Below are 20,633 nucleotides of genomic sequence, written 5' to 3' on the forward strand. Positions count from 1 at the left end.
TCTCACCGCCAGCGGAACAAGCGGGCCGCCAGGGCACCGACCACCGCCAGGTAGCCGACCATCACCAGCAGGTGCAGCGGGCGAACCGCATGCCCGGCCCAGCTGGCCTGCAAGGCCTGGCTCAGCGCGCCGAGCGGGGTGAGGTCGCTCAACCGGCGGATCGTCTCGGGCATCATCGGCCCGGGGGTCCACACCCCGGCGAAGAACAGCATCGGGAAGTAGACCAGCATGCCGATGGCGTTCGCCGCCCGTCCGGTCGACGCCAGCGCCGCGATCAGCAACCCGACCGTGAAGGTGGCCGCCCCGCCGAGCAGGAACACGCCGAGGAAGCTCACCGGGTGCTCGGGCAGCGGCACCCGGAACGCGACCGTCGCCGCGGCGACGGCCAGACCGACCGCGAGCGTCGTCGCGGCCACCGAGACCAGCAGCTGGGCACCGAGCAGCTTCGCCGGGCGTACCGGGGTGGTGGCCATCCGGCGCAGCACCCCGCGTTCCCGGTACCCGGCCGTGGTCGTCGGCAGGGAGTTGATCGCGACGCCGGCGACCGCCAGCGCGACCACCACCGGCAGGTAGATGTCGATCGGACGCAGGCCGGCAAGCTCCGCAACGGGGGTACGGAAGCCCGGCATCACCACACCCAGCACGACGATCAGCAGCATCGGGAAGGCCAGCGACATCACGATCGCCGCCGGGTCCCGCAGGAACAGTTTGGCCTCCATCACGGTGAGCCGGCGTAGCGCGGTCACCGGTCACCTCCGGTGAGGGCGAGGAACGCGTCGTCCAACGTCGCCTGCTGCAGGCGCAGCTCGCGTGGCGTGACGCCGTGCCGGGACAGCACCGCCGCGACGGCGAAGAACAGCTCCGCACCACCGTCGACGACGACCTCACGACCGTCGATGGTCGCGGCGGTGACCTGCGGTAGCTCGGTCAGCAGGGCGAGGTCGAGCGGTCGGTCCGGGACGAACCGGATCCGCTGCCCGCTGTCGACGCTGGCGGCCAGCCCGGCCGGGGTGTCGAGGGCGACCACCCGGCCGGCGTCGATCACCGCGACCCGGTCGCAGAGCCGCTCCGCCTCCTCCATCAGATGCGTGACCAGCACCAGGGTGACGCCCCGGTTGCGGACCGATTCGACAAGTCCCCACGTGTCCCGGCGGGCCGCCGGGTCCAGCCCGGTGGTCAGCTCGTCGAGGAACGCCACCTTCGGGTCGCCGACCAGGGCCAGGGCGACGGACAGGCGCTGCTTCTGCCCGCCGGAGAGCTGGCCGAAGCGGGCGTCGTGCCGGGCGGACAGGCCGAGCAGGTCGAGCAGCTCCCGCCAGTCGGCCGGCTGCCGGTAGAAGGAGCTGTAGAGCTCCAGCGCCTCCCACACCTTGATCCGCTCCGGCAGCTGGCTCTCCTGCAGCTGCGCCCCGAGTTGCTGGCGCAGCCGCGCGCCGTCGCGCTGCGGGTCCAGGCCGAGCACCCGTACGGTGCCCCGGTCCGGCCGGCGCAGCCCGAGCGCGCACTCCACAGTGGTGGTCTTGCCGGCACCGTTACGGCCGAGGATCCCGAAGATCTCCCCCTCATCGACGGTGAACGACACGTCGTCCACCGCGATTAGGTCGCCGTACCGCTTGTGCAGATGCTCGATCTCGATGACGGACATGGCGTCGCTCCTCAGCTCTCCTCAGCCGGAGATCTTCTTCAGTGGCAGCCGGCGGACCAGCAGCCAGGTGACGGCACCGGCGACCAGCAGGGTCAGCAGCGCGATCGCCGTCCCGGTGCCAGCGTGTGCCTCGTCGTCAAGGCCGAGCATCCGGGCGAGGCCGAACCCGGTCCATTCGGTACGGAAGCCGATCTCGACGACGAACGCCGGCAGCAGCACCACTGGCAGCAGCAACGTCCCCCACCACGGATTGAGCAGGTGGTAGACGATCGCGGTCAGTACCCCGGCCGCCATGTAGCCCAGGTTGACCAGGCTGTACTCCAGCCAGATCGCGGCGGCGTCGCCTGCCGAACCGACCAGGTACGGCTCGGTGAGCCCGTCGAGCAGACCGAAGACGTCGAGGGTCAGGTATTCGAGGCCGAAGCCGAGCGTCGTCAGGGTGGAGAAGCCGAGGGCGTACGGCACGAGGAAGCCCCAGGAGCCGATCAGCGCGTCCCGCCGGGTGACGCCGTGGGCGACGAACATCGGCAGGTAGGTGCCGACGGCGATGATGCCGAACACGAAGGTGAACCAGCGCGGTGCCTGCAGGCCCATGTTCTGCCACATGCTCGCTTCGACCGTGCCGAACCGGGCGATCAGGCCGATGACCACGGCCCAGACCAGGTAGATGATCGTCCAGTACCACCCGGCCAGCGGCAGCGACCGGCGCAGCAGCGTACGGGTGACCTTCCAGGCGGTGGCGTTCATCGCCGGGCCTCCTTGTCCGTGGTGTCCGCCGTGAGGTGTACGAACAGGTCCTGCAGCCCGATCGGGCCGAGCTCCAGGCCGGCGGCGCGGGCGGCGGCCCGGTCGCCGTCGTCGATGGCGCCGAAGACGGTGGTGGACCGGGTGCCGCCGAGCTGCTGGCTGCCGAGCACGGTGCGTCCGGTGACGAACGCGTCGACGGCGGCGGCCGGGCCGGTCACCGCGGTCCCCCGGGCCCGCAGCGTCTCGGTCTCCTCGTGGGCGACCAGCCGGCCCCGGTGCAGCACCACCACCTCCTCGAACAGCGACCCGACCTCTTCGATCAGGTGGGTGGAGAGCACGATGGTGCGCGGGTGCGCGAGGTAGTCGTTGAGCACTTCCTCGTAGAAGGCGTACCGGCTGGGCGCGTCGAGGCCGAGGTAGGCCTCGTCGAATATGGTCAGCGGTGCCCGGGCGGCCAGCCCGAGGGTGACGCTGAGCGCCGACTTCATGCCCCGGCTCAGCCCGTTGAGCCGCTTACGCATCGGCAGGTCGAACCGCTCGGCCAGGCGGGCGGCGTAGTCGGCGTCCCAGTTCGGACGCAGTGTCGCGGCGAGGTCCAGGATGCAGCTGACCCGGTCGGTGTCCTGGGCATCGACCTTGTCCCGGACGAACGCGATCTGCGACATGACCGCCGCGTTCTCGAACGGGTCAGCGCCGCCGATGCGTACCGTGCCGCTGGTGACGGCCCGGAAAGCGGACAGTACGGCGAGCAGGCTGGTCTTGCCGGAGCCGTTGCGGCCGAGCAGTCCGTAGATCTTGCCCGGGGCGAGGGTGAGGTCGAGCGAGTCGACGGCGACGGTGTCGCCGTAGCGGACGGTGAGGTTGCGGGTCTCGATGCCCAGGCCGGTCACTGGTGTTCCTCCCCTGTCTGCTGGTCCGAAGCAGTCCCTGTCTGCTGGATGCGGGCGACGACCTCGGTCAACGGGATGCCGATGATCCGGGCCTCGGTGACCATCGGGTCGACAACCTCGGTGAAGAACCGGTCGCGGCGCTGGCCGCGCAGCGTCTCGCGGGCGTTGGGGCTGACGAACATGCCGATGCCCCGCTTCTTGAACAGCACGCCCTCGTCGATGAGCTGGTGGAAGCCCTTGGCGGCGGTGGCGGGGTTGATCCGGTAGTAGCTGGCGTACTGGTTGGTGGACATGACCTGCTCGCCCTCCTGCAGCGCCCCGCTCAGGATGTCGTTTTTGATCTTGTCGGCTATCTGCTGATAGATCGGACTTCGATCATCGAACACGGGAGCACCTCTGGTTCACTGGTTCGTTACTCGTGTAATGAACCGTAGCACCGAGGAACCAGTGCGGTCCAGCCCGCCAGCGGTGTCCGTCACCACCACGACACCCGGACGCCTCCCCTCGCACGGCAGGGGCGATAGTTGACGCCATGAGCGACAAGGCGGCGGACGCGCCGGCCATCGAGGTACACGGGCTGCGCAAGATGTACGCCGGGACACCGGCGGTGGACGGGGTCGACCTGACCGTGCGGCGGGGCGAGGTGTTCGCTCTGCTCGGCCCGAACGGCGCCGGCAAGACCACCACCGTCGAGATCCTGGAGGGCTACCGCCGCCGCGACGCCGGCGAGGTCCGAGTGCTCGGCGTCGACCCCGACCCTGGTACGCCGCAGTGGCGCTCCCGGATCGGCATCGTGCTGCAGGGCACCGGCGAGTTCGACGAGTTGACCGTCGCCGAGGTGGTCGGCCACTTCGCCGCCTTCTACCCGGCACCGGACGACCCGGCGACGGTGATCGACCGGGTCGGCCTGGCCGACAAGGCGAAGGCCCGCACCCACACCCTGTCCGGCGGGCAGAAGCGTCGCCTCGACGTGGCGCTCGGCATCGTCGGCCGACCGGAGCTGCTCTTCCTCGACGAGCCGACCACCGGATTCGACCCGGAGGCCCGCCGCGAGTTCTGGGAGCTGATCCGGTCACTCGCCGGTGCCGGCACCACCATCCTGCTGACCACCCACTACCTGGACGAGGCGGAGGCCCTCGCCGACCGGGTCGGAGTGATCGCCGCCGGCCGGCTCGTCGAGGTCGCACCGCCGGCCGAGCTGGGCGGCCGGCGCGACGCCCTGGCCACCGTCTCCTGGCGTACCGCCGACGGGACGGCGCATCGCGAGGAGAGCGCGACGCCGACGAAGCTGATCGCCGACCTGGCCGCGCGCTTCGACGGCGAGGTCCCCGGCCTGACCGTCACCCGACCCACCCTGGAAGACGTCTACCTGCGGATGATTGGACACAAGTGAACGCGACCACCGGCGGCACCGCCGGCACTGTGACCTCGCCGTCGGCGGGCGCTTCCAGCACCTCGGCGGCCGTGTCCCGGGTCGGCCCGGCGCGGCTCGGGCTGCGGCAGGGCAAGCTGGAGATCCGGCAGTTCATGCGCAGCCGCGAGTCGGTCGTCTTCACGATGGCCTTCCCGGTCATCATGATCCTGATCTTCGCGTCGATCTTCACCGGGGAGATCACCGACGGCGTACGGTTCACCCAGTACTTCATCACCGGCATGATCGCCACCGGGCTGATGACCGTCGGCTTCCAGAGCCTGGCCATCCAGATCCCGATCGAGCGGGACCGGGGTGTGCTCAAGCGGCTGCGTGGCACCCCGATGCCGAAATGGGTCTACTTCGCCGGCAAGGTCATCATGGTGGCGGTGATCGGGTTCGCCGAAACGGTGCTCCTGCTGGCCGTCGCGACCCTGCTGTTCGATCTGCAGCTACCGGATACGGCGTTCAAGTGGTTCACCCTGGGCTGGGTGTCGGTGCTCGGCATCACCGCCTGCACGCTGTGCGGCATCGCGTTCTCGTCGCTGGCCCGCAGCGGTCGCAGCGCCTCGGCGGTGGCCACCCCGGTGTCACTGGTGCTGCAGTTCACCTCCGGCGTCTTCTTCGTCTTCACCGCGCTGCCCGGCTGGATGCAGCAGATCGCCGCGCTGTTCCCGCTCAAGTGGATGTGCCAGGGGCTGCGCTCGGTCTTCCTGCCGGAGGCGTTCGGCACCCAGGAGCCGGGCGGCTCGTTCGAGCTGGGCATGGTCGCGCTGGTGCTCGGCGTCTGGTGCGTCATCGGCCTGGTGCTCTGCCTGACCACGTTCCGCTGGACCACCAAACGCGACGGCTGACTCCCGGGGCACCAAGGTGCGCGCCGAAGACGTGATGCCTCAGGTGCATCTTGATGCACCTGAGGCATCAAGCTCAACCGATACCACCAACCCCGCGAGGCGACACAACCGCCGACACCCCAGCCGTCGACACTGCGAAGTGGCGCGTGTCAAGGGTCTACGGTCTCTTGATCTCGTAGTCGCCCCAGGCACCCAGATGGCGCGGATCATCATCCTCGCCTTGCCGTACCGCTATCGAGGTGAGGCCTACGCACGTTATTTTCGCGTTTTAACGTGCGTAGGCCTCACCTCGATGGGCCAGTGGAGTCGCTGACATAGACGCCGCGTCCCTGCTGGCCGTACACGAGGCGTTCTGCCTTGAGCTGGATCATCACAAAACGGATGACCGTCTCGCTCACGTCATAGTGCGCCATGAGTTGACGGGTGGTCGGCAACCTGTCGCCAGGCTTGAGGACTCCGCTGCGGATCTGCTCGGCGATGTCGGTGGCGATCTGCTGGTACAGCGGCGTAGCCATCGGCGCTCCCTCGGTCGGCAGCCACAAGACACCACACGCCGGGGGAAAGATGCGTTACGGGGTAGCGTTACGTTACCCAGTAACGTAAGTTGTGGACGGAGCTGCTCGGTCGGCGCTGAGCGGTTTCACCCGGTCGGGGCGTGTAGCGAGTCACGCCGTTGGGCGTCCCGGCCACCAAGGTTCGCCCTGGTCGCCGTACCGCCGAGGAGGGCTGCGGTGATCGGGGTGGGGGTGGCATCGGCAAGCGGCAGGGCCGCCCCGTCCACCCACCAACGACACCCAGATGAGCGGAACCAGCAGCAACACCAGCGGAAGCAGCAAGCAATGGGGAGGAAAGACGAGATGCGTGAACTGTGGCGCCGGTGGCAAGTCCGCCGGCAACGACGCACCATGTCCGCCACACCACCGGCCGCCTGGCCACCAGCGGGGATCCGAACTGGCCACCGACACCCCGCCGAGTGGCGCGGATGATCATCCTCGCCTTGCCGAACGCTATCGAGGTGAGGCCTACGCGCGTTATTTTCGCGTTTTAACGTGCGTAGGCCTCACCTGATCATGAACTACGGCCGCCCGAGCCACCCCGGCCCGCCCAACGCCGACACGCAGTCACTTTGGTTCGGCCACGAACACTCCGACTCCTTCGAGGGTCTCGGTCAGCCCGGTGGCACGGAGGATCATCATCGCCTTGCCGACGACGGTGTCCGAGACGTCGTACTCGCGGCAGAGCTGTGAGCGGCTGGGCAGCTTTGTGCCCGGTGGCCACTCGCCAGACTCGATCTTCGCTCGTAGCTCGTCGGCCAGAACTTGGTACTGCTGCTTGGGCATACACACTCCCCGGATGGCATGCCCATTTGATCACGCTTCTACCTCCGACCTCAACCAGTTGTACGTTGCTCGTTGACCTACAACTGGTGGCGATTGTAGGTTGATGGCGAACGCCCCCCGGATGGCTCTTGGGGCGGTCACCTCCGGTCGGGGCGTGTAGCGAGTCACGCCGTTGGGCGTCCCGGCCACCAAGGTTCGCCCTGGTCGCCGTACCGCCGAGGAGGGCTGCGGTGATCGGGGTGGGGGTGGCCCCGCCGGCATCGGCAAGCGGCAGGGCCGCCCCGTCCACCCGTCACCGGCAACCCGGATGAGCGGAACCACCGGCAGCAGCGAGCAATGGGGAGGAAGACGAGATGCGTGAACTGTGGCGCCGGTGGCAAGTCCGCAGCCACCGCTTCCCGACGGTCCCCCGGCGCGGCGGCGGTCGGGGCCTCGACCCCGGCGAGGTCAGTCCTCGCGCTGGCTTGGCCGGTTGGCCGCGATCCAGGCCGCCACCTCGACGCGGCTCCAAATGCGCATCCGGCCGTTGCCCACCACATCGATCGGCTCAGGGAAGCCTGGCCGGCGAACGATCTCCACAGCCCTCGTCCTCGACACGCCGCCGAGCATCGTGGCGATGTCTGCCAGGGCGACGAGCTTCACGACCTGAACGTAGGTCGGCAAGGTGTTACTACTTCAGCACTTACCGACTTGACACTGTCGAAGTGATAAGTGAGGCTGTTGGGCACATAGATGAGCCCGTGAGTGGCAGCGGTCGGGGCGTGTAGCGAGTCACGCCGCTGGGCGTCCCGGCCACCAAGGTTCGCCCTGGTCGCCGTACCGCCGAGGAGGGCTGCGGTGATCGGGGTGGGGGTGGTCCCGCCGGCATCGGCAAGCGGCAGGGTCACCCCGTCCACCCGTCACCGGCAACCCGGCACAACGGATGAGCGGAACCACCAGCAGCAGCGAGCAATGGGGAGGAAGACGAGATGCGTAAACTGTGGCGCCGGTGGCAGGTTCGCCGGCAACGACGCGCGATGGCCGCCACACCACCGGCCAGCTGGCCCGCCGGCAGCGCCACCGGCGTCTACCGGACACCCGGCAACCCCGCCGGCCACAACCAACGCGGGTCGGCGTACCGGCCAATCCGGCCCTGGCAGGTCCGCAGCCACCGCTTCCCGACGGTCCCCCGGCGTGGCGGCGGCCGGGGCCTGGACCCCGGCGAGGTCGCCGCGTTCCTCGACCGCGTCGCTCACGATCTTGGCATCGTGTACGCCGAACTCGAACGCACCTGGGAACAGAACGACCGGATCAAGGACGCGCTGCGCCGCTGGCAGTCCACGCAGGCAACGCCCACTCGGCACGGCGTCTACCAGGCCGGCGCGCGCCGGTGACTGGGTCGACGCCAGCGGCCGGCAGCAGTGGCGGTCCGGCGCTGACCGTACGGGCCGCCACCGCTGGCGACGTCGAGCCGTTGGCGGAGTTGTTGGCACAGGCGTGCGTACTGGACCCGGTGGTGTCCTGGCTGATCGACGACCACGCGTTGCGGTACCTGACGATGCACCGGTTCTTCACCGCCGAGCTGGAGTACGCCGTACGGCACGGCATCGTCGACGTGGTCGGGCACTGCGACGGCGTGGCGATCTGGTACCCGCACCCGGCAGACCGGCTCCTGTCGGCGGAACATCAGCGGCGCCGGTTGCGGGCCTGCGGTGACCGGCGGCCCGTACGCGCACTTACACCTTCACCGCCGACCGCCTGGAACCGACCGGCCGACACCACCATCTGGCGTTCCTGGCGGCCGCGCCCTGGCTACGCCGCCAAGGCATCGGGTCGGCGCTGCTCGCCGCCCACCACTCCCGGCTCGACCGGATCGGCATGCCCGCGGTGGTCGAGGCGAGCAGCCCACGGTCCCAGGCGTTCCACCTGCGCAACGGCTACCGGATCGTCCGGGTGGCGCACCTGCCGGCCGGCGGGCCGCCGCTGTGGGCCATGCGCCGCTCCGGCGACCCGGTCGACCAACCACCTCTGGCAGCAGCACTACGCGTCAGCTGAACCGATGCGATCGTTACGGGCGGTAGACATCCGTTCGGTGATCGATGCGGGTGACATGCACCGTTCGGTTGTCCTCGTCGATCCGGTAGATCACCCGGTACGCGCCGCGTCGTGCCGAGTGATAATCGGTCAGTTCGCGGGTCAACGGCTTGCCGACCACATGGGGCCTTTCCAGCAACGGGCCAGTGAGGAACGCACCGACAGCCGCCGCGACGGCCAGCGGCAGACCGACAGGCGGTCCCTCGGTCAGGGCTCGCCGGGCAGCGGGCGCTACGGAAAGTCGGTACGCCTCGTCGCTCACTGCTGTTCGCGCTGCGCGCGGTCAGCAAGCTGGCGCAGTAGTTCGTCAGCGTCGACGCCATGGCCAGCGGCGATGTCAGCCTCAGCCTGCCGGATCTCCTCCACTGCGTCAGGCGTGGACAACAGGTCGAGGGTCTCCTCGAGGGCCTCCAGGTCAGACACCGACATGATGACCGCTTCAGGTCGTCCGTTTCGGGTGATCACCACCCGCTCATGGGTATCACGGACCTCATCGAGAACGGCAGACAGCCTTGCCTTGGCGTCCGCGAGCGGAATAGTAGTCATGACTACTATTCTAGTCACGAACCTCGGTCACGTGGCCATGTCAGTAGCTGTAGAAGCCCTGGCCGGTCTTGCGGCCCAGGTCGCCGGCGGTGACCATCCGCTGCAGCAGCTCCGGCGGGAAGAACTTCTCGTCGGCGGTGTCGGCGTAGATGTTCTTCGCCGCGTGCAGCAACACGTCCGCGCCGGTCAGGTCGGTAGTGGCCAGCGGCCCCATCGCGTGACCGAAGCCCAGCTTGCAGGCGGTGTCGAGATCCTCGGCGGAGACCACGCCGGACTCGACGAGCTTGACCGCCTCGACGACCAGCGCGGCGATCAGCCGGGTGGTGACGAAGCCGGCGATGTCCCGGTTGACCACCACGCAGGTCTTGCCGATCTCCTCGGCGAACGCCTTCGCGGTGGCCAGCGTCGCGTCCGAGGTCTTGTAGCCGCGGACCAGCTCGCACAGCTTCATCATCGGCACCGGGGAGAAGAAGTGGGTACCGACCACTGATTCGGGGCGTTCGGTGACCGCGGCGATCTGGGTCACCGGGATCGCCGACGTGTTGGTGGCCAGCACCGCGTCCGCCTTGCAGATCTTGTCGAGTGCCCGGAACACCTCGTGCTTGATCTCGATGCGCTCGAAGACGGCCTCGACGACCACGTCCGCGTCGGCCGCCGCCTCCAGCTCGGTGGTGGTGGCGATCCGACCCATCGTCGACTCGACGTCGTCGGCGCTGATCACGCCCTTGCCGGCGAACTTGTCCAGCGAGGCGCGGATGCCGGTGACGCCCCGGGAGGTCGCCGTGTCGTCCAGGTCGCGCAGGATGACCTGCCAGCCCGCCTGGGCGGCAACCTGGGCGATGCCCGAGCCCATCAACCCCGCGCCGATCACTGCCAGCTGACCTGCCATCTCTGCATCTCCTCGTCCACGCGCCTCGACCGGATGTGCCAGCTGGCAGCTTATCCGGCGCACCTGAACGATCGCTAACCCGGTAGGGGCGGTCGGCCGCTGGCCGTACAGCACACCCAGCGGTCAGCCGGCCGGCGCCCCGGACAGCCGCTGCACCTGGACGCCGAGCGAGCACAGGTCGGCCACGTAGTTCGGGTAGCCCCGGTCGATGTGGTGCACGTCGGCGATCTCGGTGACCCCTTCGGCGCACAGCCCGGCGATCACCAGCCCGGCTCCGGCCCGGATGTCGGTCGCCCGTACCCGGCCGCCGACCAGCCGTTCCCGGCCGCGTACCACCGCGTGATGGCCGTCGGTCCTGATGTCCGCGCCCAGCCGCAGCAGTTCGTCGACGAACTGGAACCGGCCGTCGAAGATGTTCTCGGTGACCAGCGACGCGCCCTCGCTGACCGAGGCCAGGCCGATCGCCATCGGCAGCAGGTCGGTGGCGAAGCCGGGGAACGGCAGGGTGACCACGTCCACCGCCCTCGGCCGACGTTCCATGCGTACCCGGAATCCGTCGCCGCTGGTGTCGACGGTGGCCCCGGAGGCCGCCACCTTGTCGAGGGCGACCGCCAGGAACGACGGGTCGACGCCGCGTACGGTGACGTCGCCGCGGGTCATCGCGGCGGCGAACGCCCAGGTGCCGGCGACGATCCGGTCGCCGATGGTGGAGTGCCGGACCGGCCGCAGCTCCGGCACGCCCTCGATCCGCAGGGTGGCGGTGCCGGCACCGTCGATCTGGGCGCCCATCTCGGTGAGCATCGCGCAGATGTCGACGATCTCCGGCTCGCGGGCCGCGTTGTCGATCTCGGTGATCCCGTCGGCCAGTACCGCCGCCATCACCAGGTTCTCGGTGGCGCCGACGCTCGGGAAGTCCAGCCAGATCGTCGCGCCGTGCAGGCCCCGCGCGGCCGAGGCGACGACCAGGCCGTCGGCGGCGGAGATCTCGGCACCCATCCGGGCCAGGCCGGCCACGTGCATGTCGAGCCCGCGCGAGCCGATCGCGTCGCCGCCCGGTTGGGCGACGGTGACGCGTCCGCACCGGGCCAGCAGCGGGCCGAGTACGCAGATCGACGCCCGCAGCCGGCGGACCAAATCGACGTCGGGCTGACAGCTGGGTGCCGGCGGTACGTCGATGACCACGGTGTCGGCGCGCGGCGAGCCGGCAACCGGCCGCAAACCAGCAGCCGACCGCGAGCCGGCGGCCAACGACGGTCCGGCAACCGACAGCGGGTCGGACTCGCTCATGGTGACCTCGCAGCCGAGTCCGCGCAGCACGTCGGCCATGATGGCGATGTCGGTGATCCGCGGCACGTTGCCGATCACCGTCCGGCCCGGTGCCAGCAACGCCGCCGCCATCAGTTTCAACGCCGAGTTCTTCGCGCCCTCCACCGGCACCATCCCGGCGAGCCGACTACCGCCGCCGACCCGGATGACGTCCCCGGACGCGGCCGGCAGCAGAGCCGGCTCGACGGTGGCGCTGCCGGCGCGGCTGAGAATCCGTACCCTGTCGCTCATGGCCGTCCACCTCACCCGCATCTACACCAAGGCCGGGGACACCGGCACGACCAGGTTGAGCAACAACGAACAGGTCGCCAAGACCGACCCACGCATCTGCGCGTACGCCGATGTCGACGAATGCAATGCCGCGCTCGGTGTCGCCCTCGCCCTCGGTGATCTCGACGAGACGCTGCGCGGGATGCTCGGGCAGATCCAGAACGACCTGTTCGACGTCGGCGCCGACCTGGCCACCCCGGTCGAGCCGGAACCGGCGTACCCGCCACTGCGGGTGACCGAGGCGTACGTCACCCGGCTGGAGGGGTGGTGCGACGAGCACAACTCACGGCTGGCCAAGCTCGACTCCTTCGTCCTGCCAGGCGGTACCCCCGGTGCCGCGCTGCTCCACGTGGCCCGCACCGTCGCTCGGCGGGCCGAGCGTTCGGCATGGGCGCTGATCACCCACGAACCGGAACGAACTAGTGCTCTTCCGGCAAAGTATCTCAATCGTCTCTCGGATCTGCTCTTCATCTTGTCCAGAACCGCAAACCCGGACGGCGACGTGCTGTGGAAACCGGGCGGCGGGCGCTGATCCTGACAAGATCGCGAATCAGCCGATGGCCGGACTGCACCACGTGGAGCTGTGGGTACCCGATCTGTCCGGGGCTGAACCGGGCTGGTCCTGGCTGCTGGGTGAACTCGGCTGGCAGGCGTACCAACGCTGGCCGGCCGGCCGCTCCTGGCGGTGCGGCACGACGTACCTGGTGTTGGAGGAGTCCCCAGCGCTCACCACCCGGCGGCACGACCGGTGCGCGCCGGGGCTGAACCATGTCGCGTTTCACGCCGGGCCCAGACAGCGGGTGGACCAGCTGGTCGCGGCGGCGCCGGCCCACGGGTGGTCGCTGCTGTTCGCCGACCGGCATCCGTACGCGGGCGGGCCGGACACCTACGCCGGGTACCTGGCCGACCGGTACGGCTACGAGGTCGAGCTCGTCGCCGACGGGTAACCGCCGGATGCGCCTTGAGAGGTCAGGCGGCGAGGCTGCGCGAACTCCCGCCCGGCAGGCTGGCCTCGAGCCAGGAGCTGAAGCCGGTGACCGTCGACTCCGCCATCGCGATCTCGACCGGCGCGTGGTGGCTGGTGCACCGCAGGATCACCCAGTCGTGCGGCAACGCGAGCCGCTCCTGCCCCCGCGGGCTGCGCCGGCTCTCCACGGCCAGGCCGTGCCGGGACAGCACACGTTTGGGTCGCAGCGCGAAACTGAACATCCGGTACCAGCGCAGCTCATCACCGGCAAAACGGCCGAATCCGGACGACCAGCCACGGCCGTCGACCATAGTGGAGACCCGGAAGCTCAACTTGATGGTGCCGCGCACCCGGACGACCAGCGCCCGCCGGACGAACAGCACCAGGATCGCGGCGAGCAGGATCAGTACGCCGATCCCGAACCATTGGATGGTCGACATCGACGCAGCCCGCTCAGTGTCCGGATGCGGTGGCGGGGGCGGCCGGAGTGGCTTCCTCCGCGAGAATCGTCACTCCGTTGGTGGTCACCGAGAGGAACCCGCCGGCGACGTCGTAGGCGAGCTGTTCCCGCCCCGGCAGCGTGATCCGCACCTGGCCGGGCTCGGCGAGCTGGCCGAGCATCGGCGCGTGGCCGGGCAGTACGCCGAGCTCACCCTCGGTGGTGCGGGCGATCACCATCTCGGCCTCACCGGACCAGACCATCTCCTCGACGGCGACGAGTTCGACGTGCAGTTGCTTGGCCAACGCGGACTCCTTTGATGGCGAGGACCACCCGAGTTTAATCGGGGCGATGCGCGGACTCCCAGCCGGGTGCCCGCCGGAGCACCGGTTACTTTTCGCGATTGACCAGTTCAGGACGGGTCAACACGAACTGGTCGAGAGTGCCGGCCCGCAACGCGGCGAGGCATTCGTCGGCGTCGTCGGTGAACCGCTCCCCCTGATACCCGCCGCCCGGGTCGGTGACAGCCACGCCCGGCAGGTCCAGCATGACGATGTCGTCGGCACGCAGTTGGCGCAGCGCCAACGCGAAGTCGACCAGCGACCGGCCCCGGGTGCCCACCACCACCGCCTCGCCAGCGGCCTCCAGCACCGCGGTCAGCCGGCCCGGCTCGGTGATCAGATCCCGGGTGATCACCTGCTCGGCCAACGCCCGGACGAGCTGCCGTTGGTGCCGCTGCCGGCCGTAGTCGCCGTCCGGCAGGCTCTCCCGCTGCCGGACGTAGTCCAGCGCCTGCCAGCCGTTGAGCCGCTGCTCCCCCTGCTTGTACTCGGCCTGCGGACCCACGTACCCGGGGCCGTCGGGATTGCCCGGCCGCAGCCGGCCGTCCGGTTGGCGGTGCGCCGAGCGCACATCGACGTCGATGGTCATCCGTACCCCGCCGACCGCGTCGACCAGGCGTTCCAGGCCGGCGAAGTTGACGATCACACCGGCGTCGAACCGGTCGATCCCGGTGCGGGCCGAGACCGTCGCCGCGAGCAGTTGGAAGCCGGTCACCGGGTCCGGGTGCTCGGCACCGGGCACCCGGCTGCCGTACGCCATCGCGGCGTTGATCCGGTCGACGCCGCCCGGATGGCCGCTGACACCGAACGCCGGGACGTCCACCAGCAGGTCCCGGGGCAGCGAGATCAGGTACGCCCGGGACAGCCCGCTCGGCACGTGCACCAGCAGCACGGTGTCCGCTCGAGGCACCTTCTCCGGCTGGTCGGTCGGCCGGTCGATGCCGGCCACCAGCAGGTTGACCGGGCCGGTGAGCCGGTCGTCCGGAGCGCTGTCCACACCGGTGCCGACGCCGACGTCGCCGAACAGGTCCGCAGTGGGTACGGCGGCCGCGTACCGGTCGGCAACGGTGCGGCTCAGCACCACCACGGCCCCACCGGCGAGAAGCAACCCGACGAGTACGGCGAGCAGCGCCAGCCGTTCCGGACGGCTCAGCCTCGCTGGGCGTGCCCGGCTCCGATCCGGCTGCGTCATGCTCCGACCCCCGTCCCCCGCAGAGCCGGTCGGGTACCCCGGCCGGTTGCCGACAAACGCGGGCCACAGGTGAGCGTCGGGTGAAACGCCACGGGCGTCGGGTGAGTCTCCGACGGGCGTCGGGTGAAACGCGACGAGCGCCCCGCCGCGATGGCGGGGCGCTCGTCAGGCGCAGAGCGGGTCAGCCCTTCCTCCAGGCCGACGGCTTCGCCGTCGTCAGCCCTTCATCAGCTCCTGGGCGTTGCGCTCCAGGTCGTCGAGCCCACCGCACATGAAGAAGGCCTGCTCGGGGAAGTGGTCGTACTCCCCTTCACTGATCTTGCGGAAGGCTTCGATGGTGTCCTTGACCGGCACGTACGAACCCTTGATGCCGGTGAAGACCTCGGCCGCGTAGGTGTTCTGTGACAGGAACCGCTCGATCCGGCGGGCCCGGGAGACGGTGATCTTGTCTTCCTCGGAGAGCTCCTCCATACCGAGGATGGCGATGATGTCCTGCAGGTCCTTGTACTTCTGCAGGATCCGCTTCACCTCGGAGGCCACCGCGTAGTGCTCCTGGCCGACGAACTCCGGGGCGAGGATCCGCGACGAGGACGCCAGCGGGTCCACCGCCGGGTAGATGCCCTTGTCGGAGATGGACCGCTCCAGGTTGGTGGTGGCGTCCAGGTGAGCGAAGGTGGTGGCCGGCGCCGGGTCGGTGTAGTCGTCGGCGGGCACGTAGATCGCCTGCATCGAGGTGATCGCCTGGCCCCGGACCGAGGTGATCCGCTCCTGCAGCTCACCCATCTCGTCGGCCAGGGTGGGCTGGTAACCCACCGCGGACGGCATCCGGCCGAGCAGCGTGGAGACCTCGGAACCGGCCTGGGTGAACCGGAAGATGTTGTCGATGAACAGCAGCACTTCCTGCTTCTGCACGTCCCGGAAGTACTCGGCCATGGTCAGCGCGGCGAGTGCGACCCGCAACCGGGTGCCCGGCGGCTCGTCCATCTGGCCGTAGACCAGCGCGGTCTTGTCGATGACGCCGGACTCGGTCATCTCGTGGATCAGGTCGTTACCCTCACGGGTCCGCTCCCCGACGCCGGCGAAGACCGACGTACCACCGAAGTTGTTCGCGACCCGGATGATCATCTCCTGGATGAGCACCGTCTTGCCCACGCCGGCACCGCCGAACAGGCCGATCTTGCCGCCCTTGACGTACGGGGCGAGCAGGTCGAGCACCTTGATGCCGGTCTCCAGCATCTCGGTCTTCGGCTCCAGGTCGGCGAACGCCGGCGCCTTCTGGTGGATCGACCGACGCTCGGTGACCTGCAGCGTCTCGCCCTCGGCCAGGTTGAGGCACTCACCGATGGTGTTGAACACCCGGCCCTTGATGCCGTCACCGACCGGCACCATGATCGGCGAACCGGTGTCGCGGACCTCCGCGCCCCGGACCATGCCGTCGGTCGGCTGCATCGAGATGGCCCGGATGACGTTGTCGCCGAGGTGCTGGGCGACCTCGAGGGTCAGGGTCCGCTCGCCGCCAGCAAGCGCGACGTCCACGTGCAGGGCGTTGAAGATGTCGGGCATCGCGTCGCGCGGGAACTCGGCGTCGACGACCGGGCCGATGACCCGGACCACGCGGCCGGTAGCCGATGCGGTCGCTCCGGTTGCCTGGGTTTCTACAGAGGCAGTCATCACACTTCACTTCCCGCCGCCGCGAGCGCGTTGGCGCCGCCGACGATCTCGCTGATCTCCTGAGTGATCCCGGCCTGACGCGCCGAGTTCATTAGCCGCGTGTACTTCTCGATCATTTCCTCGGCGTTGTCGGTGGCGCTCTTCATCGCCCGCCGCCGGGCCGCCGATTCGCTCGCCGCCGATTCGACCAGTGCCGCGTAGATCCGGGTGTTGATGTACTTCGGCAGCAACGCGTCGAGCAACGCCTCGGCGTTCGGCTCGAACTCGTACGCCGGCAGGACTTCCGTACCCTCCCTCGGCTTGTCCTTGACCTCCATCGGGCCGAGGATCCGGGGCACCGGGGTCTGCGTCATCAGCGACTTGAACTCGGTGGAGACGATGTGCAGTTCGTCCACTCCGAGCACCTGGTCGGCCCCACCGCCGTCGGTGTCGTCCGCGCCGCGCTGGAACGCCGCGATCAGCGTCTGGCCGACCTCGCGGGCGTCGGCGAAGCCGGGCTGCTCGGAGAAGCCGGTCCAGCTCGCTTCGATCGGCCGGTTACGGAACCGGTAGTACGAGACGCCCTTGCGGCCGATCACGTACAGCACCGGTTCCTTGCCGTCGGCCTTGAGCCGCGCGATCAGCGACTCGGCGGTCTTGATCGCGTTGGTGCTGTATCCGCCGGCCAGGCCCCGGTCACTGGTGATCACCAGCACGCCGGCCCGGCGCACCTTCGGGCGCGCGGTCAGCAGCGGATGGTCGACCGAGGCGTTGGAGGCCAGCGCGGTGAGCACACCGGTGATCGCGTTGGCGTACGGCAGCGAGGCCGCCACCCGCGCCTGGGCCTTGGCGACCCGACTCGTCGCGACGAGCTCCATCGCCTTGGTGATCTTCTTCATCGACTTCGCCGAGCGAATCCGCTGGCGGAGTACCCGAACCTGCGCTGGCATCCGGAACCGCCCTATTCCTTCTCGGCGTCAGCGTCGGCGACGTACCGGGTGACGCTCTCGCGTTCCTGCTCGCCCTCCAGGGCCTCGGCCGGCGCCTCGTTGACCACCCGCTCCGGGTCCTTGGACAGGAACATCTGCTTGAACTTCTCGACCGCGTCGGACAGCGTCGCGATGATCTCGTCGTCCCAGTTGTGCGCGGCGATCGAGTCCAGCGTGCCGGAGTGGGAGTGCCGCAGGTACTCCAGGAACTCCGACTCGAACCGCCGGATCTCGCCGACCGGGATGTCGTCGAGCTTGCCCTCGGTGCCGGACCAGACCGAGACGACCTGCTCCTGCACCGGGAACGGCGAGTAGTTCGGCTGCTTGAGCAGCTCGACCAGGCGGGCACCGCGCTCCAGTTGGTTGCGCGACGCCTTGTCCAGGTCGGAGGCGAGCGCGGAGAACGCCTCCAGCTCGCGGTACTGGGCCAGGTCCAGCCGCAGCCGGCCGGCGACCTTCTTCATCGGCTTGACCTGCGCGGCGCCACCGACCCGGGAGACCGACGTACCGACGTTGATCGCCGGCCGCTGGCCCTGGTTGAACAGGTCGGTCTCCAGGAAGATCTGCCCGTCGGTGATCGAGATGACGTTGGTCGGGATGAAGGCCGAGATGTCGTTGGCCTTGGTCTCGATGATCGGCAGACCGGTCAGCGAGCCGCCGCCCAGCTCGTCGGAGAGCTTCGCGCACCGCTCCAGCAGCCGGGAGTGCAGGTAGAAGACGTCACCCGGGTACGCCTCACGGCCCGGCGGACGGCGCAGCAGCAGCGACACCGCGCGGTACGCCTCGGCCTGCTTGCTCAGGTCGTCGAAGACGATCAGCACGTGCTTGCCGGCGTACATCCAGTGCTGGCCGATCGACGACCCGGTGTACGGAGCGATGTACTTGAAGCCGGCCGGGTCGGAGGCGGGCGAGGCGACGATGGTGGTGTACTCCATCGCGCCGTGCTCCTCCAGCACGCCCTTGATCGAGGCGATGGTGGAGGCCTTCTGCCCGATCGCCACGTAGATGCAGCGGACCTGCTTGGCCGGGTCGCCGGACTCCCAGTTGGCCCGCTGGTTGAGGATCGTGTCCAGCGCGACGGTGGTCTTACCGGTCTTGCGGTCGCCGATGATCAGCTGCCGCTGGCCGCGACCGATCGGGGTCATCGCGTCGATCGCCTTGATACCGGTCTGCAGCGGCTCGGACACCGACTGGCGGGCCATCACGTTCGGCGCCTGCAGCTCCAGCTCACGGAAGCCGTCGTTGGCGATGTCCCCGAGGCCGTCGATCGGCTCACCGAGCGCGCTGACCACCCGGCCCAGGAAGGCGTCGCCGACCGGGACGGACAGCACCCGGCCGGTGCGCTTGACGCGCTGGCCCTCCTCGATGCCGGCGTAGTCACCCAGGATGACAACACCGATGTCACGTACGTCGAGGTTCAACGCCACGCCCAGCGTGCCGTCCTCGAATTCCAGCAGTTCGTTTGCCATCGCCGAGGGCAGGCCCTCGACGTGGGCGATGCCGTCCCCGGCGTCCGCCACGGTGCCGACCTCTTCACGAGACAGCTCCGGCGTGTAGGAGGAGACGTAGCGTTCTAGGGCACCACGGATCTCGTCCGACGAGATGGTCAGCTCGGCCATCCTCTGCTTCCTCTATGTCTAGTGGCCCGGATGAACCCGGAACGGCATGGACTGAATCAGCGCCCGGCGAGCGCCTTGCGAGTGTCGATGAGGCGGCGCCGAACGGTGCCGTCGTACAGGTCGGAACCGATCCGTACGCTCATCCCGCCGAGTACGGCGGGGTCGACCGTCAACTTGACGGATACCTCCCGACCGTACATCTCGGCCAACGTGGCGCCCAGCCGCTGCTCCTCGGGCTGGGTCAGTGGTGCGGCGACCGTGACGTGCGCGACCTGACGGTCCCGCCGGGCGGCGGCCAGCTCGACCAGCCGGCCCAGCCCGGCACCGACGGATCGCCCGCCGAAGCCCCGGACCGCCTGCTCGGCGAGGCGCACCGTGGCCGGCAGCGCCTTTCCGGTGAGCAGCGTGCGGACCAGTTCGACCCGCCGGTCGGCCGGCACGGCGACGTCACCGACCACGGCACCCAGCTGCGGGTCGCCGTCGATGATCTTGCCGAACCGGAACAGCTCGTCCTCCACCTCGGCCAGCTCGCCGGCCGACTCGGCACCGGCCAGTGCCGTGTCGACGCCGAGTCGCTCGGTGGCGTCGAGCAGCTCCGACGGCGCCGACCAGCGGGCTGCGACGACCGCGTCGAGCAGGTCGAGGCTGTCCGCGCCGATCTTCCCTTCGAACAGGCCGCGCAGCAGCCCGGTCCGGTCGTCGGCGGGCCGGGCCGGGTCGGCCAGCGCCCGCCGCAGCCGGGGCTGACGGCGCAGCAGGTCGGCCACCGAGAGGATCTCGTCGGCCGTGGTCGCGACCGCCGTCGGGGCGGCACCGGCGACGTAACCGACCAGTCGCTCGGTCACCGCGGCGTAGGACTCCCGGCTGGTGGCGGACTGCATCAGCGGGCCCCCGCGTTCTCCAGGTCGGCCATGAACCGCTCGACGGTGCCCTTGCGGCGGGCCTCGTCGGCGAGCGCGTCCCCGACGATCCGGCCGGCCAGGTCGACCGCGAGCGTGCCGACCTCGGCGCGCAGCTCCCGGATGATGGTCTGCCGCTCGGCGGCGAGCTGCTCCTTGCCGGCCGCGATGATCCGGTCGGACTCCTCCCGCGCCTTGGCGAGGATGTCCTGCCGGATCCCTTCGGCGTCGGCCCGGGCGTCGTCGCGGATGCGGGCCGCGTCGGTACGCGCCTCGGCCAGCTGGGCCTTGTACTGCTCCAGCAGCTGGTTCGCCTCGGCCTGGGCGGCCTCGGCCCGCTTGATGCCGCCCTCGATCGCCTCGACCCGCGCCTGGTACATCGCTTCCATCCGCGGGAACACGAACTTCAGCAGTACGGCGACGAGCAGACCGAAGGCGATCAGGCCGACGATGATCTCGGACAGCGGCGGGAGCAGGATGTTCCCGCCCTCTTCCGCGGCGATGTACGTGGAATCTTCGTACATGGACACTTCCCTTCGCCCGGAC

27 protein-coding genes are annotated in these 20,633 nt (G+C 69.5%); 6 read left to right on the forward strand and 21 right to left on the reverse strand.

Features of this window, described 5'->3' with window-relative positions:
- Positions 1 to 2: 2 nt before the first annotated feature.
- Genes ACN27J_RS13815 through ACN27J_RS13835 form a run of 5 tightly spaced genes read right to left on the reverse strand, consistent with a single transcriptional unit; the run spans position 3 to position 3,668 of the window.
- Positions 3 to 746, reverse strand: coding sequence for an ABC transporter permease (locus ACN27J_RS13815; protein WP_421366592.1), 744 nt, complete (start codon positions 744 to 746; stop codon positions 3 to 5).
- The gene (locus tag ACN27J_RS13820) at positions 743 to 1,645 is read right to left on the reverse strand and encodes an ABC transporter ATP-binding protein (protein WP_421366594.1); all 903 of its coding nucleotides are present in this window, start codon (positions 1,643 to 1,645) and stop codon (positions 743 to 745) included. Before ACN27J_RS13820 ends, ACN27J_RS13815 begins: the two co-directional genes overlap by 4 nt.
- Before the next feature lie 21 nt (positions 1,646 to 1,666).
- Positions 1,667 to 2,392 (reverse strand): hypothetical protein, encoded by a 726-nt coding sequence (locus tag ACN27J_RS13825; RefSeq protein WP_278171158.1) that lies wholly within the window; start codon positions 2,390 to 2,392, stop codon positions 1,667 to 1,669.
- Positions 2,389 to 3,282 (reverse strand): ATP-binding cassette domain-containing protein, encoded by an 894-nt coding sequence (locus ACN27J_RS13830; protein WP_421366597.1) that lies wholly within the window; start codon positions 3,280 to 3,282, stop codon positions 2,389 to 2,391. The genes ACN27J_RS13825 and ACN27J_RS13830 overlap by 4 nt, the downstream gene beginning before the upstream one ends.
- Positions 3,279 to 3,668, reverse strand: coding sequence for a GntR family transcriptional regulator (locus ACN27J_RS13835; protein ID WP_421366600.1), 390 nt, complete (start codon positions 3,666 to 3,668; stop codon positions 3,279 to 3,281). Before ACN27J_RS13835 ends, ACN27J_RS13830 begins: the two co-directional genes overlap by 4 nt.
- A 146-nt stretch (positions 3,669 to 3,814) precedes the next feature.
- On the opposite strand from ACN27J_RS13835, the gene ACN27J_RS13840 reads away from it, so the two are divergent.
- Together ACN27J_RS13840 and ACN27J_RS13845 are read left to right on the forward strand one after the other, a co-directional pair.
- Complete coding sequence (locus ACN27J_RS13840) at positions 3,815 to 4,675, forward strand: ABC transporter ATP-binding protein (RefSeq protein ID WP_421366603.1); 861 nt, start codon at positions 3,815 to 3,817, stop codon at positions 4,673 to 4,675.
- A 71-nt stretch (positions 4,676 to 4,746) separates the two neighbouring features.
- Positions 4,747 to 5,547, forward strand: a complete 801-nt coding sequence (locus tag ACN27J_RS13845) for an ABC transporter permease (protein WP_421372225.1) — start codon at positions 4,747 to 4,749, stop codon at positions 5,545 to 5,547.
- Positions 5,548 to 5,831: 284 nt separating this feature from the next.
- Here ACN27J_RS13845 and ACN27J_RS13850 read toward each other — a convergent pair whose 3' ends face one another.
- From ACN27J_RS13850 to ACN27J_RS13865, 4 genes are all read right to left on the reverse strand, one after another.
- Positions 5,832 to 6,062, reverse strand: a complete 231-nt coding sequence (locus ACN27J_RS13850) for a winged helix-turn-helix domain-containing protein (protein WP_278171165.1) — start codon at positions 6,060 to 6,062, stop codon at positions 5,832 to 5,834.
- Positions 6,063 to 6,187: 125 nt separating this feature from the next.
- Positions 6,188 to 6,328: a hypothetical protein gene (locus ACN27J_RS13855; protein WP_421366605.1), complete on the reverse strand. Its 141-nt coding sequence runs from the start codon at positions 6,326 to 6,328 to the stop codon at positions 6,188 to 6,190.
- Between the two features lie 340 nt (positions 6,329 to 6,668).
- Entirely contained in the window at positions 6,669 to 6,887 is a 219-nt protein-coding gene (locus ACN27J_RS13860) for a winged helix-turn-helix domain-containing protein (RefSeq protein WP_281551357.1), read from the reverse strand.
- Positions 6,888 to 7,334: 447 nt separating this feature from the next.
- Entirely contained in the window at positions 7,335 to 7,529 is a 195-nt protein-coding gene (locus ACN27J_RS13865) for a hypothetical protein (RefSeq protein WP_421366607.1), read from the reverse strand.
- 326 nt (positions 7,530 to 7,855) lie between these two features.
- On the opposite strand from ACN27J_RS13865, the gene ACN27J_RS13870 reads away from it, so the two are divergent.
- Complete coding sequence (locus ACN27J_RS13870; protein ID WP_421366608.1) at positions 7,856 to 8,260, forward strand: DivIVA domain-containing protein; 405 nt, start codon at positions 7,856 to 7,858, stop codon at positions 8,258 to 8,260.
- A 364-nt stretch (positions 8,261 to 8,624) separates the two neighbouring features.
- Positions 8,625 to 8,921, forward strand: coding sequence for a GNAT family N-acetyltransferase (locus ACN27J_RS13875; protein WP_421372226.1), 297 nt, complete (start codon positions 8,625 to 8,627; stop codon positions 8,919 to 8,921).
- A gap of 13 nt (positions 8,922 to 8,934) precedes the next feature.
- On the opposite strand, the gene ACN27J_RS13880 is transcribed toward ACN27J_RS13875, so the two are convergent.
- The 4 genes from ACN27J_RS13880 to murA form a co-directional block, all read right to left on the reverse strand.
- The gene (locus ACN27J_RS13880; RefSeq protein WP_421366610.1) at positions 8,935 to 9,222 is read right to left on the reverse strand and encodes a type II toxin-antitoxin system RelE family toxin; all 288 of its coding nucleotides are present in this window, start codon (positions 9,220 to 9,222) and stop codon (positions 8,935 to 8,937) included.
- The gene (locus tag ACN27J_RS13885; RefSeq protein WP_421366612.1) at positions 9,219 to 9,506 is read right to left on the reverse strand and encodes a type II toxin-antitoxin system Phd/YefM family antitoxin; all 288 of its coding nucleotides are present in this window, start codon (positions 9,504 to 9,506) and stop codon (positions 9,219 to 9,221) included. Before ACN27J_RS13885 ends, ACN27J_RS13880 begins: the two co-directional genes overlap by 4 nt.
- A 40-nt stretch (positions 9,507 to 9,546) precedes the next feature.
- Entirely contained in the window at positions 9,547 to 10,395 is an 849-nt protein-coding gene (locus ACN27J_RS13890) for a 3-hydroxyacyl-CoA dehydrogenase family protein (RefSeq protein WP_421366614.1), read from the reverse strand.
- A 123-nt stretch (positions 10,396 to 10,518) separates the two neighbouring features.
- On the reverse strand, positions 10,519 to 11,952 hold the full coding sequence (murA, locus tag ACN27J_RS13895; RefSeq protein WP_421366616.1) for a UDP-N-acetylglucosamine 1-carboxyvinyltransferase: 1,434 nt from the start codon (positions 11,950 to 11,952) through the stop codon (positions 10,519 to 10,521).
- On the opposite strand from murA, the gene ACN27J_RS13900 reads away from it, so the two are divergent.
- Entirely contained in the window at positions 11,951 to 12,523 is a 573-nt protein-coding gene (locus ACN27J_RS13900; protein WP_278171177.1) for a cob(I)yrinic acid a,c-diamide adenosyltransferase, read from the forward strand. The genes murA and ACN27J_RS13900 overlap by 2 nt on opposite strands.
- A gap of 25 nt (positions 12,524 to 12,548) precedes the next feature.
- Positions 12,549 to 12,938, forward strand: a complete 390-nt coding sequence (locus tag ACN27J_RS13905) for a VOC family protein (protein ID WP_421366619.1) — start codon at positions 12,549 to 12,551, stop codon at positions 12,936 to 12,938.
- 22 nt (positions 12,939 to 12,960) lie between these two features.
- Here ACN27J_RS13905 and ACN27J_RS13910 read toward each other — a convergent pair whose 3' ends face one another.
- The 8 genes from ACN27J_RS13910 to ACN27J_RS13945 all read right to left on the reverse strand — a co-directional run bounded on the left by ACN27J_RS13910 (position 12,961) and on the right by ACN27J_RS13945 (position 20,611).
- Positions 12,961 to 13,398: a DUF2550 domain-containing protein gene (locus tag ACN27J_RS13910; protein WP_278171179.1), complete on the reverse strand. Its 438-nt coding sequence runs from the start codon at positions 13,396 to 13,398 to the stop codon at positions 12,961 to 12,963.
- A gap of 13 nt (positions 13,399 to 13,411) precedes the next feature.
- A complete protein-coding gene (locus ACN27J_RS13915) occupies positions 13,412 to 13,702 on the reverse strand; it encodes a F0F1 ATP synthase subunit epsilon (RefSeq protein ID WP_123603387.1) in 291 nt (96 codons plus the stop codon).
- A gap of 85 nt (positions 13,703 to 13,787) precedes the next feature.
- Positions 13,788 to 14,930, reverse strand: coding sequence for an LCP family protein (locus tag ACN27J_RS13920; protein ID WP_421366621.1), 1,143 nt, complete (start codon positions 14,928 to 14,930; stop codon positions 13,788 to 13,790).
- A 216-nt stretch (positions 14,931 to 15,146) separates the two neighbouring features.
- Positions 15,147 to 16,601 (reverse strand): F0F1 ATP synthase subunit beta, encoded by a 1,455-nt coding sequence (gene atpD / locus ACN27J_RS13925; RefSeq protein ID WP_278171181.1) that lies wholly within the window; start codon positions 16,599 to 16,601, stop codon positions 15,147 to 15,149.
- Positions 16,601 to 17,530: a F0F1 ATP synthase subunit gamma gene (locus tag ACN27J_RS13930; protein WP_421366623.1), complete on the reverse strand. Its 930-nt coding sequence runs from the start codon at positions 17,528 to 17,530 to the stop codon at positions 16,601 to 16,603. Before ACN27J_RS13930 ends, atpD begins: the two co-directional genes overlap by 1 nt.
- 11 nt (positions 17,531 to 17,541) lie before the next feature.
- Positions 17,542 to 19,188 (reverse strand): F0F1 ATP synthase subunit alpha, encoded by a 1,647-nt coding sequence (gene atpA, locus ACN27J_RS13935; RefSeq protein WP_421366626.1) that lies wholly within the window; start codon positions 19,186 to 19,188, stop codon positions 17,542 to 17,544.
- A 56-nt stretch (positions 19,189 to 19,244) separates the two neighbouring features.
- Positions 19,245 to 20,069, reverse strand: a complete 825-nt coding sequence (locus tag ACN27J_RS13940; RefSeq protein ID WP_421366628.1) for a F0F1 ATP synthase subunit delta — start codon at positions 20,067 to 20,069, stop codon at positions 19,245 to 19,247.
- Positions 20,069 to 20,611 (reverse strand): F0F1 ATP synthase subunit B, encoded by a 543-nt coding sequence (locus tag ACN27J_RS13945; RefSeq protein ID WP_123603393.1) that lies wholly within the window; start codon positions 20,609 to 20,611, stop codon positions 20,069 to 20,071. The genes ACN27J_RS13940 and ACN27J_RS13945 overlap by 1 nt, the downstream gene beginning before the upstream one ends.
- Positions 20,612 to 20,633: the final 22 nt, after the last annotated feature.

Origin of the sequence: Solwaraspora sp. WMMB762, from assembly GCF_049179115.1 — a bacterium.
GTDB lineage: Bacteria > Actinomycetota > Actinomycetes > Mycobacteriales > Micromonosporaceae > Micromonospora_E.